The sequence below is a fragment of the Streptomyces marianii genome (assembly GCF_005795905.1).
GTDB classification, from domain to species: Bacteria; Actinomycetota; Actinomycetes; order Streptomycetales; family Streptomycetaceae; genus Streptomyces; species Streptomyces marianii.
Genome location: NZ_VAWE01000001.1, coordinates 6,590,283 through 6,605,489, shown reverse-complemented (window position 1 = coordinate 6,605,489; position 15,207 = coordinate 6,590,283). Strand labels below are relative to the sequence as shown.

Annotated in this window: 12 protein-coding genes; 4 read left to right on the top strand and 8 right to left on the bottom strand. The window is 73.9% G+C overall.

Annotated features, from left to right (window positions below; all coding sequences use genetic code 11):
- Positions 1-15: 15 nt before the first annotated feature.
- The 3 genes from FEF34_RS29915 to FEF34_RS29905 all read right to left on the bottom strand — a co-directional run bounded on the left by FEF34_RS29915 (position 16) and on the right by FEF34_RS29905 (position 5,329).
- On the bottom strand, positions 16-1,365 hold the full coding sequence (locus FEF34_RS29915) for an SWIM zinc finger family protein (protein WP_138055937.1): 1,350 nt from the start codon (positions 1,363-1,365) through the stop codon (positions 16-18).
- The gene (locus FEF34_RS29910) at positions 1,362-4,187 is read right to left on the bottom strand and encodes a DEAD/DEAH box helicase (RefSeq protein WP_138055936.1); all 2,826 of its coding nucleotides are present in this window, start codon (positions 4,185-4,187) and stop codon (positions 1,362-1,364) included. The genes FEF34_RS29915 and FEF34_RS29910 overlap by 4 nt, the downstream gene beginning before the upstream one ends.
- Positions 4,188-4,381: 194 nt before the next feature.
- Positions 4,382-5,329 carry a slipin family protein gene (locus FEF34_RS29905; RefSeq protein WP_138055935.1) on the bottom strand — a complete coding sequence of 316 codons (948 nt, stop codon included), beginning with the start codon at positions 5,327-5,329 and terminating at the stop codon, positions 4,382-4,384.
- 190 nt (positions 5,330-5,519) lie between these two features.
- On the opposite strand from FEF34_RS29905, the gene FEF34_RS29900 reads away from it, so the two are divergent.
- Positions 5,520-5,855 (top strand): hypothetical protein, encoded by a 336-nt coding sequence (locus FEF34_RS29900; RefSeq protein ID WP_138055934.1) that lies wholly within the window; start codon positions 5,520-5,522, stop codon positions 5,853-5,855.
- 32 nt (positions 5,856-5,887) lie between these two features.
- Here FEF34_RS29900 and FEF34_RS29895 read toward each other — a convergent pair whose 3' ends face one another.
- Positions 5,888-6,349: a DoxX family protein gene (locus tag FEF34_RS29895; RefSeq protein ID WP_138055933.1), complete on the bottom strand. Its 462-nt coding sequence runs from the start codon at positions 6,347-6,349 to the stop codon at positions 5,888-5,890.
- Between the two features lie 225 nt (positions 6,350-6,574).
- Between FEF34_RS29895 and FEF34_RS29890 the strand changes: the two genes are divergently transcribed.
- Positions 6,575-6,850, top strand: a complete 276-nt coding sequence (locus FEF34_RS29890) for a DUF6343 family protein (RefSeq protein WP_138057807.1) — start codon at positions 6,575-6,577, stop codon at positions 6,848-6,850.
- Between the two features lie 253 nt (positions 6,851-7,103).
- On the opposite strand, the gene FEF34_RS29885 is transcribed toward FEF34_RS29890, so the two are convergent.
- From FEF34_RS29885 to rpsA, 4 genes are all read right to left on the bottom strand, one after another.
- Positions 7,104-7,466 carry a tetratricopeptide repeat protein gene (locus FEF34_RS29885; RefSeq protein ID WP_138055932.1) on the bottom strand — a complete coding sequence of 121 codons (363 nt, stop codon included), beginning with the start codon at positions 7,464-7,466 and terminating at the stop codon, positions 7,104-7,106.
- A gap of 494 nt (positions 7,467-7,960) precedes the next feature.
- On the bottom strand, positions 7,961-8,560 hold the full coding sequence (gene coaE / locus FEF34_RS29875) for a dephospho-CoA kinase (protein WP_138055931.1): 600 nt from the start codon (positions 8,558-8,560) through the stop codon (positions 7,961-7,963).
- A gap of 268 nt (positions 8,561-8,828) precedes the next feature.
- Complete coding sequence (locus FEF34_RS29870) at positions 8,829-9,767, bottom strand: PAC2 family protein (protein ID WP_138055930.1); 939 nt, start codon at positions 9,765-9,767, stop codon at positions 8,829-8,831.
- 189 nt (positions 9,768-9,956) lie between these two features.
- Positions 9,957-11,450, bottom strand: a complete 1,494-nt coding sequence (gene rpsA, locus FEF34_RS29865; RefSeq protein ID WP_123187371.1) for a 30S ribosomal protein S1 — start codon at positions 11,448-11,450, stop codon at positions 9,957-9,959.
- Between the two features lie 382 nt (positions 11,451-11,832).
- On the opposite strand from rpsA, the gene FEF34_RS29860 reads away from it, so the two are divergent.
- Positions 11,833-12,663, top strand: a complete 831-nt coding sequence (locus tag FEF34_RS29860) for a class I SAM-dependent methyltransferase (RefSeq protein WP_138055929.1) — start codon at positions 11,833-11,835, stop codon at positions 12,661-12,663.
- 1 nt (position 12,664) lies between these two features.
- Positions 12,665-15,178 (top strand): ATP-dependent helicase HrpB, encoded by a 2,514-nt coding sequence (hrpB, locus tag FEF34_RS29855; RefSeq protein WP_138055928.1) that lies wholly within the window; start codon positions 12,665-12,667, stop codon positions 15,176-15,178.
- Positions 15,179-15,207: the final 29 nt, after the last annotated feature.

Below are 15,207 nucleotides of genomic sequence, written 5' to 3'. Positions count from 1 at the left end.
CGGTGCGGCCGGTGGTCAACGGCCCAGCAGGGTCGTGAGGGCGCCCACCGGGTCCTCGTCCGGTGTGCCCCGGGGCCACCAGTCGTCGCGGCCCGGGTCCGACTCGTATCCGTACCACAATCCGTCGCGGCCGAGGCGAAGTTGGAGCGAGGGGGTGGAGAGGCGATTGCGCCGGGGACGGAAGTGCGGGAAGTCCGCGGCGGCGAGGGCGGGGCGGGCCCGGTCGAAGGGGCCGGCGGGCGGATCCCATTCCTCGTCCAGGACCGCGAGTCCCGCGAGCCCGCCCTGGCGCCAGGCGGCCACGGCGCGCGCCAGGTCGGTGGGGGTGCGGCCGTCGGCGCGGGCCAGCGCGGTGTACAGCGCGCGGGTGGACGCGGTGAGCCCCGATCCGGGGTGGGCGGCGGCGAGCCGGACCGCGTCCTGCCAGAGGCTGAGTCCGCCGACCGGGTCCCTGCCGGTGCGCAGGGTGGTGTGGGCGCGGGCCGCGGCCTCGCCGGCGAGGAGGTCGAGGGCGAGGGGGTCGGGTGCACCGGCGGCCTGGGGGTACACGGGCGGGCGGCCGGGCCGCGGTGGTGCGGGCAGCGGGGGCGGGAGCGGGGGGCGGGTGCGCGGCGCGAGGGCGTCGCGGGCGCGCACCGTGGCGAGGGCCGGGGCGGTGCCGTCGCCTTCGTCGGCGGGGTGTCCGGTGGGGGCGGCGCGGCGCCGGGCGCCGCCGTGTTCGGCCGCCGAGCGGGCGGCGTTGCGCCGGGTGAGCTCGGCGAGGATCTCCTGCTCGCCGCGGCCGCGCATGAGGAAGAGCACGAAGGGGTCCTCGTCGAGGATCCCGGCGGTCTGGTAGCAGAGTGCCGCGGCGTGTTTGCAGGGGAATCCGTCGTCGGGGCAGGAGCAGTCGGGGATGAGGTCGCCGGGCGCGGGCAGCAGGTCGGCGGCGGACGCGAGGGCGTGCGGGACGTCCTTGTCGAGGAGGGCCGCGATGTGGTCCGGGCGGGCCGCCGCGGTGTCCAGCAGCCGCTCCCAGTCGTCGTCGCCGAGGGTGCGCAGCCGGATCTCGGCGCGGTAGGGGCGCGGCCGGGAGCCATGGACGTAGGCGACGACTCGTCCGGGGGTCACGGTGATCGCGTCGACGTGGCCGCGTCCGGCGTATGCCCGGCCGCGGGTGAGACGGGCCGGGTCGAGGGCGGTTTCCTCCAGGGCGTCCACCCAGGCGTTGCCCCACCAGGAGGCGGCGATGCCGTCCTTCCCGGGCCGGGCGGCGAGGGCGGGGAACGTGCGCCGCCGGTCGTCCGGGTGGTGCGGGGTCTCCCGGGCGGGCCCGCCGGTGCGGTGCGGGCGCGCCTGCGTGCGGCGGGACGGGGCCGGGGTCATGACGGCCTCCTGAGGGAGACGAGGTCGGCCAGTTCGCGGTCGGTGAGTTCGGTCAGGGCGGCCTCGCCGGAGCCGAGGACGGCGTCCGCCAGCGCCCGCTTGGACTGGAGGAGTTCGGCGATGCGGTCCTCGACCGTGCCTTCGGTGATCAGCCGGTGGACCTGGACGGGCTGGGTCTGTCCGATGCGGTGGGCGCGGTCGGTGGCCTGGTCCTCCACCGCCGGGTTCCACCAGCGGTCGTAGTGGACGACGTGGCCGGCCCGGGTGAGGTTGAGTCCGGTGCCCGCCGCCTTGAGGGAGAGGACGAAGACGGGGATCTCGCCGGACTGGAAGCGGTCCACCATTCGCTCCCGCTCCGGTACGGGGGTGGCGCCGTGCAGCAGCTGGGACGGGATCGCCCGGGAGGCCAGATGGTCCGTGATGAGCCGGGCCATGGCCACGTACTGGGTGAAGACCAGCACGGACCCGTCCTCGGCCAGGATCGTGTCGAGCAGTTCGTCCAGCAGTGCGAGTTTTCCGGACCGGGCCGTGAGGCGGGGCCGGTCCTCCTTCAGGAACTGCGCCGGGTGGTTGCAGATCTGCTTGAGCGAAGTGAGCAGTTTCATGACGAGGCCGCGGCGGGCGATGCCTTCGGCGGTCTCGATCCGGGCCATGGTCTCCCGGACGACCGCCTCGTAGAGCGACGCCTGTTCCCGGGTGAGGGGGACGGGGTGGTCGGACTCGGTCTTCGGAGGGAGTTCGGGCACGATCCCGGGGTCGCTCTTCTTCCGCCGCAGCAGGAAGGGGCGGACGAGCCGGGTGAGACGTTCGACCGCCTCCTCGTTGGCGTTGTGCTCGTTGTTCTCGACGGCGCGGGCGTGGCGGGCGCGGAAGGCCTTCAGTGGCCCGAGCAGTCCCGGTGTGGTCCAGTCGAGGAGGGACCACAGCTCGGAGAGGTTGTTCTCGACGGGGGTGCCGGTGAGGGCGACGCGGGCCGGGGCGGGAATGGTGCGCAGGGCCTTGGCGGTCGCGGAGAAGGGGTTCTTGACGTGCTGGGCCTCGTCGGCGACGACCATGTCCCAGTCCCGGGCGGCGATGTCCGAGGCGCTGGCGCGCATCGTGCCGTAGGTGGTGAGGACGAAGCCGCCGGGGCCGGTGTCGAGACTGCGTTGCTGGCCGTGGAAGCGGCGGACGGGCACTCCGGGTGCGAAGCGGGTGATCTCCCGCTGCCAGTTGCCGAGCAGGGAGGCGGGGCAGACGACGAGTGTGGGGGCCGTGCGGGCCCGGTGCTCGGCGCGGTGGAGGTGGAGCGCGATGACGGTGACGGTCTTGCCGAGGCCCATGTCGTCGGCGAGGCAGCCGCCGAGGCCCAGTGAGGTCATCAGATCGAGCCAGGCGAGTCCGCGCAGTTGGTACTCCCGCAGGGTGGCGGCGAGGGCGGTGGGCTGGGCCAGGGGGGCGGGCCCGTGGGTGAGCCGGTCCCTCAGGGCGGCCAGCGCGCCCTCGGGGACGGCCTCGACCCTCTCGCCGTCGACCTCGGCGGTGCCGGTGAGGGCGGCGGCCAGGGCGTCGACCGGTTCCATCAGGCCGAGTTCCCGTTTGCGGGCCTTGCGTACGAGGTCGGGGTCGACGACCACCCACTGGTCGCGCAGCCGGACGATGGGCCGGTGGGATTCGGCGAGGGTGTCCATCTCCTGCTCGGTGAGGGGGTCGCCGTCGAGCGCGAGCCGCCAGTCGAACCGCAGGAGCCGCCCGCTGTCGAAGAACGGCGTGCCGTCGGTGGCGGAGCCGGGTGCGGTCGCGCGGACGACCGCGGTGGCACTGAGGGTCCTGGCGAGTTCCCTGGGCCAGTGCACGGCGATCCCGGCGTCGGCGAGTCGGGGGGCCGCCGGGCCCAGCAGCTCGTACAGCTCGTCCTCGGTGACGGGCAGGACGTCGGGCACGTCGCGCTCCAGGAGCCGGCCGAGTGGGGGCCAGACGCGGGCTGCGCGGCGCAGGGCCAGCACGGCGTCGACGCGGGCGCGGGGGCCGAAGTGATCGTCGCCCTCCCCCGCCCACAGCCGTGCGGCGTCGACGACGAGTGTCGGGTCGGCGAGGCTGTGCACCTGGACGAGGGCTGCCGCGGCCTGCCGGCCGTCCCGGCTCTCCTCGGACGTGTCGAAGAGTTCGTAGGCGGTCAGGTCGAGGCGGAGGGAGATCCGGACACCGGCGTCCATGCCGGCCGCGGCCTGTGCCGCCCACTCGCGTGCGTGCGGCAGATGCTGCGGTGCCGTGGCGGCGAACGGCCCGCCGGCGGCGTGCTCGGCGGCGGGGGTGCGGGGCAGGCTGTCCGCGACCGCGTCGAGGAATGCTCTGACCAGGGCTTCGGGCTCGGTCAGCCGGAGTGGCCGCAGCCCGGGGAGGGGGGTGGCGTGCGCCTCGGGCGGCATGGCGGCGGCGATGGCCCGGAGCTGGGCGATGTCGTCGGCGTCCAGTGGCCCGGCGCGCCAGGCGTCGTGGTCGGTGGGTGTGAGGCCGGGAAGCAGTCTGCCGCGGGCGACGAGGTGCAGGGCGTGCAGGGCGGCGGCGCCCCAGCAGGCCGTGGCGGGGTGGGCGGCGGTGTCGTGCCGGGTGCCGGCGAGGAGCGGCACGGCGTCGGCGACGGGCAGCAGCAGTGCGGGGACGGTGCGGCGGCGGATCCCGGCGCCGTGTCTGCGGACGACGGTGATCTCGCCGGGGACGGCGGGGGTGTCTCCCGCGGTGGCGCCGTCGGGCAGCGGCTCCCCGTCGGGGCTCCAGAAGGCGACCCGTCCGTCGCGGGGCAGGGCCGCCGGACGGAAGACGGCGGCAAGGGTGTGCAGCATGCCCGGTCGCCTCCGTTCCGCTCGGTCGTACGGGCGGCGCGACGTGGACCGCGCCATGGGTGAACGACCTTACGGGGCGGGTCTGACAGCGGACCCGGGCGTGCGGGCGGCCGGGTGCCGTTCGGGGTCCGCGGGGCGGGTGCGCGGGGTGGGCCCGCTGCCGCCGGGCCGGCGGTGTCCCGTCTCCTTCCGTCTCATCTCCTTCCGTCGTCCAGGGACTCGTGGCCGCCGTGTGCCTGGTCGCTGAGGGCGGCCGGGCTCTCCGGGACGACCGGTAGCGGGAGGTCCGGCATGGCGGGCAGCGCCGTCGAGTTGGTCGCCGGCGCGTTCAGCGGGGGCTTCACCGCGTGTGCCTCGTGGTGGTGCTCGGCGTCCCGGTCGGGGCCGGGACCGCGTTCCAGGAAGCGCAGCAGTTCGACGGGGATGGGGAGGACCAGGGTGGAGTTCTTCTCGGCGGCGACCGCCATCACGGTCTGGAGCAGGCGCAGCTGCAGTGCCGCCGGGGTCTCGGACATCTGGTGGGCCGCTTCGGCCAGTTTCTTCGAGGCCTGGAGTTCCGCGTCCGCGTTGATGACGCGTGCCCGGCGCTCGCGGTCGGCCTCCGCCTGGCGCGCCATGGAGCGCTTCATCGTCTCCGGCAGCGACACGTCCTTGATCTCGACGCGGTCGACGCTCACGCCCCAGCCGAGCGCCGGACTGTCGATCATGAGTTCGAGGCCCTGGTTGAGTTTCTCGCGGTTGGAGAGGAGGTCGTCCAGTTCGCTCTTGCCGATGATCGAGCGCAGCGACGTCTGTGCCATCTGGGAGACGGCGAAGCGGTAGTCCTCGACCTTCACGAGTGCGTCGGGCGCGTCGACCACCTTGAAGTAGACGACGGCGTCGACCCTGACCGTGACGTTGTCCCTGGTGATGCCCTCCTGCGCGGGTACGGGCATCGTCACGATCTGCATGTTGACCTTGTGCAGCCGGTCCACGATCGGGATGATCATGGTGAATCCGGGGCCGCGGACCCGGTCGCGCAGGCGGCCCAGGCGGAAGACCACGCCCCGCTCGTACTGTTTGACGACCTTGGCCGCGGCCATGACGTAGGCGGCGCACGCGACACCCGCTGTGACACCGACCGCCACGAGATCCTCAACCATCACGGCACCCCCTGCAGTCTCACACGTCCGGGAGGTTCGGTCTGTGCTTCAACGGTATTCCTGTCCGGTGCGGTGGTCGAGCGCCGTGCGGGGTGGGATGTCCCCTGAGCGGGCGCATCCGGCGTGCGGACCCCCGAGGACGTCCGGCAGGGTCTGAGCAGGAGTCCGCAATCACAGACGGGGACCAGTCATGGCCGATCACCGGCGCCCCGGCATCGTCGCCGGGGCAGTGCTTCTGACCACCGCCCTCGCGGGCTGTTCCGGCCTGGGCCGGACGGCCGTGGGCACCGTGAACTACGAGGCCGGTGAGGACCGCGTCGTCACGGTGTCCAATCCCGTGGTCACCGGCTGCCACAAGCTCCTGCCGGCCGGCGCGGTGCGTATCGAGAACGCGACGCTGATCGATCTCATCGCATACCGGACACCGGACTGCACGGGCGGCGGCACGACGTACATCGCGACGACGCTGTTCAACAACATCGCCCCCGGCACCCAGCCCTGGCTCAGCTACCGCTGGGTCCACTGAGCAGGCGCCGGGCCGCCGGGCGCGGGCCCGCCTCACCGGCGCCGGAGGAGGAGCGCGACGAGTTCGGCGTTGCGGTGCCGGCGGACTCGGGCGACGACCGCGAGCGGCAGCGCCACCAGCACGGGCGTGAAGGCGTACTGCCCGTCGAAGACGGTCACCTGGGTGACGAAGGCCCCGGCCATCAGGCCGATCAGCGCCAGCGCCGCGGCCCCGGAGAGGACGGGGATCAGCAGCGCCACCGCGCCGGCCAGTTCGAGCGCGCCCACGGCGTACATGAACCAGTCCCCGAATCCGATCCTGTCGAAGGACTCCGCGGCCGAGGAGTGCCCGATCAGTTTGGGGAGGGCGCCGGCACCGCCGAGGAACAGGGCGAGCAGCACCTGCAGCGTCAGGGCCGTCAGATGCGCCCGGCGGCCGGTTCCGGAGCCGTGGTCCGTGGCGGGCGCGCCGGCCGGACCGACGGGAGCGGGGGTGCGCGGGGCGGGAGCGGACATGGAGTTCTCCTCTGCGGGGTGTGCCGTGCAGGCGGTCCGTGCGGGCACCTCGTGGCGCCCGCACGGAGTTCAGACCGGGAACACCCCGCGAACTCATCGCCGGCCCGTGACCGGTCCCCGGCCGTTCTCCCGGGGCCCCGCGGGGGCGGCCCCGGAGGAATCCGGCGCCCGCCCGGCCCGTCCCGCGCGGTCCGGGTGGATCCTGGAGGGGAAGAGGCGATGCCGATGCGTACAGGAAACGAGCCGGCCACGGCGCGCAGTCCGCTGCGGATGCGCTTCTGGCTGGGTGTCTGGGGACTGCTGTGGGCGGTCGCGGGGACGGCGCTCTTCGCGCTCGCCGAACGCCCGGGGTGGGCGATCGCCTGCGCGGTGCTGACCCTGGTCGTCATGACCGACCTGATGATCGTGGTGCACCGGCTGCACCAGGGGCCGCACTACCAGCCCGGTCGCGGCATCCCGCCCTACGAGCCGGACCACGGGGACAACCGGCGGCGGCGTTAGGTGTTCTGTCCCGGAAGGTTGTGGACGGGTGACGCAGGTCTCGGCTGAGGGATCTCGAACGGGTGAGGGCCTTCCGGGCTCGGGCGGCGCGGCGCCCGGCGTCCAGGAGCTCGGTCGCAGATCCCGGTGCTCCGGCCCCGGGTGCCGTGCTCCGCCCCAGGTGTCGGCGCGCCGTCCCGGGTCCCGGTGCTCCGCCCCAGGTGTCGGCGCTCCCTCCGGGTTCTCGCCGTGCGCCGTGTCCGCCTCCTCGGTCTCAGGTGTCGAAGCGTGCGGCTTCCAGATACTCGGGCTTGGGATCGAGTGCGGCGGCGAGGCGGAAGTGCCGTTGTGCCTGGTCCGGGCGGCCGGCGCGCTGGAAGGTGCGGGCCAGCGCGAAGTGGGCGAAGGCGTTGTCGGGTTCGTGGTCGACTATGTGCTGGAACTCGCGCTCGGCCGCGCGCAGTTGGGCGGACGCGAAGTAGGCGCGTGCCCGCAGCAGACGGGCCGCCCTGCTCTCCGGGTGGGCGGCGATGACCGAGTCGAGGAGCTTGATCGCCCCGCGCGGGTCCCGCGAGGCGAGCAGTTGCTCGGCCGCGCGGAAGTCGATGACGTGGGTCTCCGGGTTGGTCTCGGGCACGCTCGCATCCTTCCCTCCCCCTCATGTGTTCAACATTCCCGGCCGCGGGGGATTCCCGTGGCCGGGCACAAAGCGGTGCGGGTGCCGGGCGGCCCCGTCCCGTCACCCACGCCACGGCCCCGACGGCCCGCTCCGACGGCCCCGTCCTGGGGCCGGGCCGAACCGTCGGCCACGGTCATTGACCGAATACGTCCGGGGCGTGTGTCGAAAGCAGCGCCGTCCGCCCGCAGGGCGGGGGCGGGGGCCTCTGGTGCATGGTGTCTCCCCTGGCCCTCCCGGCCGAGGGGGTGGGGTCTCCCCAGGCCCTCCGGTCGAGGGGGTGGGGTCTCCCCAGGCCCTCCGGGCCGAGGGGGTGGGGCCTCCCCAGGCCCACCGGGCCGAGGGGAAGATCGCAAGGCGGAGGGAGGAGAGCGCAGCGGGCTGCGCCGACGACCGACAACGCCGCGAGGGTGCGTGCCAGAGGCCCCGCCCAGACGGGACTCTTGACACACGCCCTAGCGCCGCGCCCGCTCGCTCAGCTCCGCCCACACCCGGCGGACCTGGGGCTCCAGCGCCTCCAGCGGCCCGTCGTTGTCGATGACCACATCGGCGACGGCCCTGCGCTGCTCGCGCGTCGCCTGCGCGGCCATCCGGGCGCGCGCGTCCGACTCGGTCATACCGCGCTGCCGTACGAGCCGGTCCAGCTGGGTCTCGGGGGCGGCGTCCACGACGACGACCAGGTCGTACAGGGGGGCGAGGCCGTTCTCCGTGAGCAGCGGGACGTCGTGGACGACGACCGCGTCGGGGCCGGCCGCGGCCTCCAGCTCGGCCGACCGCGCCCCGACGAGCGGGTGCACGATGGCGTTGAGCCGAGCGAGCCGTTCGGCGTCCGCGAAGACGATCGCGCCGAGCCGTGGCCGGTCGAGGGTGCCCTCGGGTGTGAGGACGCCGGGGCCGAACGCCCCGACGACGGCCGCCAGTCCGGGCGTGCCGGGTTCGACGACCTCCCGGGCGATCTCGTCCGCGTCGATCAGTACCGCGCCGTACGACGCGAGGAGCCGGGACACTTCGCTTTTGCCGGCGCCGATTCCGCCGGTCAGACCCACCTTCAGCATGGGCCGAAGCTTAAGGGCTGTCCCGCGATCCCCGGCAGGCGGACGACGGCAGCCACGGCGCCTCGACGTGTTGTCGAATCACCCGAGTACACCCGGTATGAGGGCGGCTCTCGGCCTTGCGATGCACCGCGTCCGACGCGGCGCGCCGGTCCGCCAGGGGCTGCGGGAGAGCCCGTACGCGGGTACCGGGCGGGACGATCGGCCGGGGCCCGGTGCCGTCAGCCGAGCTCTGCCCCGTCGCCACGGGCGAACCCCGCCCGACGCGGCACTAGGAGTCGCCTTCGCGTTCGGCGAGGAACCGTTCGAACTGCCTGCCGATCTCGTCCGCGGACGGCAACTCCACCGGCTCGGCGACCAGGCTGCCACGCGTGTCGGCGCCGGCGATCGCGTCGTACTGGTGCTCGAGCCCCCGCACCAGGGACGTCAACTCCTCGTCACCCTCGCCGATCTGGCGTTCGATCTCGGTCTGGATGCGCTGGGCCTGGGTGCGCAGGGTGTGCGCGGCGGCGGGGAGGACCAGACCGGTCGCGGCGGTGATCGCCTCGAGGGCGGTCAGCGCGGCGTCCGGGTACGCGGAGCGGGCCACATAGTGCGGAACGTGGGCGGCGACGCCGAGGACGTCGTGGCCCCACTGCGCCAGCCGGTACTCGACGAGGGACTCCGCGCTTCCGGGCACCTGGGCCTCGTCGAAGGGGCTGCGGTGACCGGGCATGAGGTCCGTGCGGTTGCCGTGCGGGGTGATGCCGACGGGACGGGTGTGGGGTACGCCCATGGGGATGCCGTGGAAGTTGACGGAGAGACGTACGCCGAGCCGCTCGACGATCTGCCGCACGGCCGCGGCGAACCGTTCCCACTCGACGTCCGGCTCGGGACCGGACAGCAGCAGGAACGGGGCGCCGGTGGCGTCCTGGACCAGGCGGACCTCCAAGGACGGGGTCTCGAAACCGGTCCAGCGGTCGCGGCGGAAGGTCAGCAACGGACGGCGGGCGCGGTAGTCGACGAGCCGGTCGTGGTCGAAGCGGGCCACCACCTGGTGGGGCAGTGACCCGAGCAGGGTGTCGACGATCTGCTCGCCCGTCTCGCCCGCGTCGATGTACCCGTCGAAGTGGTACAGCATGACGAGTCCGGCCGACTCCTGCGCCAGTGCCACGTCGACGACCGCCAGGCCCTTCGGCTCCCACTCGTACAGACTCTGCGGATCTCGCACCGTTACCGCCCCTTCTCCGTGTCTCCGGTGTCAACCTCGCGGTCGGCGCGATCATTCCCGCCCGGTGTCGGTCCGCTTCGGAGTTCCAGGAGGGGCGGGCCGCGGCGCGTTCGGGGCAACGACGGAGGCCCGCCCCCCGAAAAGGGGCGGGCCTCCGTGCCGGTCGCCTGGTGGCTGACAGGGAGCTTCTCAGCTCTGGCCGCCGGCCAGCTTCTCGCGGAGCGCGGCGAGGGCCTCGTCCGACGCCAGGGCGCCGGAGTTGTCGTCCGACTCCGAGGAGTACGAACCGCCCTGCGGCGCGGCGGCCGGAGCGGCCTGGCCGCCCTCGGCAGCGGCGGCCTCGTCGGCCTCGCGGGACTTGATGACCTGCGCCTGGTGCTGCTCGAAGCGCTGCTGCGCCTCGGCGTACTGGTGCTCCCACTCCTCGCGCTGCTTCTCGTAGCCCTCGAGCCAGTCGTTGGTCTCGGGGTCGAAGCCCTCGGGGTAGATGTAGTTGCCCTGGTCGTCGTAGGACGCGGCCATGCCGTACAGGGTCGGGTCGAACTCGACCGACGCCGGGTCGGCACCGAAGGACTCGTTGGCCTGCTTCAGGGACAGCGAGATCCGGCGACGCTCGAGGTCGATGTCGATGACCTTGACGAAGATCTCGTCGTTGACCTGGACGACCTGCTCCGGAATCTCCACGTGGCGCTCGGCCAGCTCGGAGATGTGGACCAGGCCCTCGATGCCCTCGTCCACGCGGACGAACGCACCGAACGGCACCAGCTTCGTGACCTTGCCCGGGACGACCTGGCCGATCTGGTGGGTGCGGGCGAACTGCTGCCACGGGTCCTCCTGCGTCGCCTTCAGCGACAGGGAGACACGCTCGCGGTCCATGTCGACGTCGAGAACCTCGACGGTGACCTCCTGGCCGACCTCGACGACCTCGGACGGGTGGTCGATGTGCTTCCAGGACAGCTCGGAGACGTGCACCAGACCGTCGACGCCGCCCAGGTCCACGAAGGCACCGAAGTTGACGATCGAGGAGACGACGCCGGAGCGGACCTGGCCCTTCTGCAGGGTGGTGAGGAACGTCTGGCGGACCTCGGACTGGGTCTGCTCCAGCCAGGCACGGCGGGACAGGACCACGTTGTTGCGGTTCTTGTCCAGCTCGATGATCTTGGCCTCGAGCTCCTTGCCGACGTACGGCTGGAGGTCGCGGACGCGGCGCATCTCGACCAGGGAGGCCGGGAGGAAGCCACGGAGGCCGATGTCGAGGATGAGACCACCCTTGACGACCTCGATGACGGTACCGGTGACGATGCCGTCCTCTTCCTTGATCTTCTCGATGGTGCCCCAGGCACGCTCGTACTGGGCGCGCTTCTTCGAGAGGATCAGGCGGCCTTCCTTGTCCTCCTTCTGGAGGACCAGGGCCTCGATCTCGTCACCGACGGCGACGACCTCGTTCGGGTCGACGTCGTGCTTGATCGAGAGCTCGCGGCTCGGGATGACACCTTCGGTCTTGTAACCGATGTCGAGCAGGACCTCGTCCCGGTCGACCTTCACGATGACGCCGTCGACGATGTCGCCGTCGTTGAAGTACTTGATCGTCTCGTCGATCGCGGCGAGGAAGGCTTCCTCGTTACCGATGTCGTTGACCGCAACCTGCGGGGTGGTGGCGGTGGTCTCGGTGCTGCTCGTCATGTGGGAAAGGGCTCCGGTACGGACATTGAAGTCGTAGGTACTGCTACGCCGTGAGCCCGTATCGCAGCTGAAGAAGCCGGACAGCCAAGGAAGCGCCAACCCGAGGGGAATGGCGCCTCGAGAACCGAGGGGACATACAACAGATGCAAGCGCGGCCTGCTCCGTCTGAGGCGCGCAAGCCCGCAGCGCAACCTTTAGCATACGGGGGCGGCAGGGCACGGTCAATGCGCGAAGGCCCCCACCCGGGGCGGAACACCGCATACCCGGCACAACTAAGGTTTGCCGAGGCCATGATGGCCGCGCCTCGCTCCCCCGCGACACGGCCGCAGGCCCGTCCCGGCCCTTCCGGGCGAGGTACCAGCAACGTACAACGACGGGCGAGATGATCCAAGAGTACGAACCGGAGGCGACCAGGCGTGACGCCTGCGGCGCGGAGAGCAGCCGGGCGAACCGCGGCTGGTGGGACCGCAACGCCGACGAGTACCAGTCCGAACACGGCTCCTTCCTCGGGGACGACCGCTTCGTCTGGGGGCCCGAGGGGCTGGACGAGGAGCAGGCCCGGCTGCTCGGCCCGGCGGAGGCCCTGCGGGGCGCCGACGTGCTGGAGATCGGCGCCGGCGCGGCGCAGTGCTCCCGCTGGCTGCTGGCCCAGGGTGCGCGGCCGGTGGCACTGGACCTCTCGCACCGCCAGCTCCAGCACGCCCTCCGGCTCGGCACCGGCTTCCCGCTCGTCGAGGCGGACGCAGGCGCGCTGCCCTTCGCCGACGGCTCCTTCGACCTGGCGTGCTCCGCGTACGGGGCCGTGCCGTTCGTGGCCGACCCGGTGGGCGTGTTCCGGGAGGTGCGCCGGGTGCTGCGGCCGGGCGGGCGGTGGGTCTTCTCGGTCACGCACCCGATCCGCTGGGCGTTCCCCGACGAGCCCGGCCCCGAGGGGCTGAGCGTCGCCGCCTCGTACTTCGACCGCACCCCGTACGTGGAGCAGGACGAGGAGGGAAGGGCCGTCTACGTGGAGCACCACCGGACGATCGGGGACCGGGTCCGCGACGTGGTGGCGGGCGGCTTCCGGCTGGTCGACCTGGTCGAGCCGGAGTGGCCCGCGTGGAACGGCCAGGAGTGGGCCGGCTGGTCCCCGTTGCGCGGGAACCTGATCCCGGGGACGGCGGTCTTCGTCTGCGAGCGGAGCGGGACGGGTCCCCGGGCGGAGGACGGGTGACGTGATCCGCGAGGACGCCCTGGCCGGGCTTCCCGTGCGCGGCGCCCTGCCCGTGCTGGAGCGCGCCCTCGACGCGCACGGCGCCGCGGTGCTGTGCGCCCCGCCCGGCACGGGCAAGACGACGCTGGTGCCGATCGCGCTCGCCGGGCTCCTGGAGAGCGGCGGCACGGGCACCCGCGGCCGGGTCGTGGTCGCCGAGCCGCGGCGGATCGCGGCACGCGCGGCCGCCCGGCGGATGGCGTGGCTGCTGGGCGAGAGGGTGGGCGGCCGGGTCGGCTTCACGGTGCGCGGGGAGCGGGTCGTGGGGCCGGACACCGCGATCGAGGTCGTCACCACGGGTGTGCTGCTCCAGCGGCTCCAGCGCGACCAGGAGCTCGCCGGGGTCGGCACCGTCGTCCTCGACGAGTGCCACGAGCGGCATCTGGACGCGGACACGGTGGCCGCGTTCCTGCTGGACGTACGCGAGACGCTGCGGCCGGAACTGCGGCTGCTGGCTGCGTCGGCCACGACGGACGCGGAGGGCTGGGCCCGGCTCCTCGGCGGCGCGCCGGTGGTCGAGGCCGAGGGCGTCGCCCATCCCGTCGACGTGGTGTGGGCGCCGCCGGGGCGGCCGGTGCGTCCGCCGCACGGCATGCGGGTCGATCCGGCACTGCTCGCGCACGTGGCGTCGGTGGTCCGCAGGGCCCTCGCCGAGCGGGGCGGGGACGTGCTCTGCTTCCTGCCGGGGGTGGGGGAGATCGCGCGGGTCGCCGGGCTGCTCGGAGACGGCGCGGGGGCCGAGGTGCTGCAGGTGCACGGGCGGGCGCCGGCGGCCGTGCAGGACGCGGTGCTCTCCCCCGGGCGGCGCCGCAGGGTCGTGCTGGCGACGTCGGTCGCCGAGTCGTCGCTGACCGTCCCGGGCGTGCGGGTCGTCGTGGACTCGGGACTGGCGCGGGAGCCGCGCACCGACCACGCGCGCGGCCTCGGCTCGCTGACGACCGTACGTGCCTCCCGGGCTGCGGCCCGGCAACGGGCGGGCCGGGCGGGGCGGGAGGCGCCCGGCACGGTCTACCGCTGCTGGGCCGAGGCGGAGGACGCCGGGCTGCCCCGCTTCCCCGCGCCGGAGATCAAGGTGGCGGACCTGACGGCGTTCGCCCTGCAGGCGGCGTGCTGGGGTGATCCGGACGCCTCCGGGCTCGCCCTGCTGGATCCGCCGCCCGCGGGTGCGATGGCCGCGGCCCGCTCGGTCCTCGGCGCCGTGGGTGCGGTCGGCCCGTCGGGCCGGGCGACGGACCGGGGACGGCGCATGGCACGTCTCGGCCTCCACCCGCGTCTCGCGCGGGCCCTGGTCGACGGCGCGCCCGAGGTGGGTTCCCGCCGTGCCGCGGAGGTCGTCGCGCTGCTGAGCGAGGAGCCCCCGCGTGAGTACGGGGACGACCTGGCGGCCGCCTGGCGCACGGCCAGGCGGGGCGGTGACGCGTACGGTGCGCGCTGGCGTGCGGAGGCGGACCGGCTGGCCCGCTCGCTCGGCGGCACCGGGAGCGCCCCGGGCCGTCCGGCGGCCGCCTCCGACGACGCGGTCGCGGGGTTCGTGACCGCGCTGGCGTTCCCCGAGCGGCTGGCGCGGGCGCGCGGCGGCACGTCGTACCTGATGGTCTCCGGCACCGGCGCGGAGCTCGGCGAGGGGTCACCGCTGCGGAGTGCTCCCTGGCTGGCGGTGGCGGTGGCCGACCGGCAGGCGCAGGCGGCGTCCGCACGGGTGCGGCTCGCCGCCGTCGTGGACGAGGCGACCGCGCGCACCGCCGCCGGGCATCTGGCCGCCCTGGGCGAGGAGGTGCGCTGGGAGGACGGCGACGTCGTGGCCCGGCGGGTGGACCGGCTGGGCGCGGTGGAACTGTCGGTGCGCCCGCTTCCGGAGCCGGGGCCCGGTCTGGTGCGGGACGCGCTTCTGGAGGGGCTCCGGCGCGAGGGTCCGGGGCTGCTTTCCTGGTCGCGGGACGCCGCGGCGCTGCGGCAGCGGCTCGGTTTCCTCCACCGGGTGCTGGGTACGCCCTGGCCCGACGTGTCGGACACGTCCCTGCTGGATCGCGCCGGCGAGTGGCTGGAACCGGAGCTGTCCCGGGCCCGGCGCCGGGCCGATCTGGCGAGGATCGACGCCGGGGAGTGCCTGCGGCGGCTGCTCCCGTGGGCGGCGGGCGAGGCCGCACGCCTCGACGAACTGGCCCCGGAGCGGATCGAGGTGCCGAGCGGCTCGCGGATCCGGGTGGACTACTCGGGCGAGCAGCCCGTGCTGGCCGTGAAGCTCCAGGAGCTGTTCGGGCTCCAGGAGACGCCTCGCCTCGCCGGGGTGCCCGTACTCGTCCATCTCCTCTCCCCGGCGGGCCGCCCCGCGGCGGTGACCGCGGACCTGGCGTCGTTCTGGCGCGACGGGTACCGGGCGGTGCGCGCGGAGCTGCGCGGGCGCTATCCGAAGCATCCCTGGCCGGAGGATCCGGGGACGGCGGAGCCCACGCGCGGTGTGAAGCGCCGACGCTGACCGGCGGACGCGGCCACGGGGTGGGGCCC

Coding starts and splice junctions, on each gene's coding strand:
- FEF34_RS29915 (WP_138055937.1), bottom strand. CDS start 1,365: ATGACCCCGGCCCCGTCCCGCCGCACGCAGGCGCGCCCGCACCGCACC.
- FEF34_RS29910 (WP_138055936.1), bottom strand. CDS start 4,187: ATGCTGCACACCCTTGCCGCCGTCTTCCGTCCGGCGGCCCTGCCCCGC.
- FEF34_RS29905 (WP_138055935.1), bottom strand. CDS start 5,329: ATGGTTGAGGATCTCGTGGCGGTCGGTGTCACAGCGGGTGTCGCGTGC.
- FEF34_RS29900 (WP_138055934.1), top strand. CDS start 5,520: ATGGCCGATCACCGGCGCCCCGGCATCGTCGCCGGGGCAGTGCTTCTG.
- FEF34_RS29895 (WP_138055933.1), bottom strand. CDS start 6,349: ATGTCCGCTCCCGCCCCGCGCACCCCCGCTCCCGTCGGTCCGGCCGGC.
- FEF34_RS29890 (WP_138057807.1), top strand. CDS start 6,575: ATGCGTACAGGAAACGAGCCGGCCACGGCGCGCAGTCCGCTGCGGATG.
- coaE (WP_138055931.1), bottom strand. CDS start 8,560: ATGCTGAAGGTGGGTCTGACCGGCGGAATCGGCGCCGGCAAAAGCGAA.
- rpsA (WP_123187371.1), bottom strand. CDS start 11,450: ATGACGAGCAGCACCGAGACCACCGCCACCACCCCGCAGGTTGCGGTC.
- FEF34_RS29860 (WP_138055929.1), top strand. CDS start 11,833: ATGATCCAAGAGTACGAACCGGAGGCGACCAGGCGTGACGCCTGCGGC.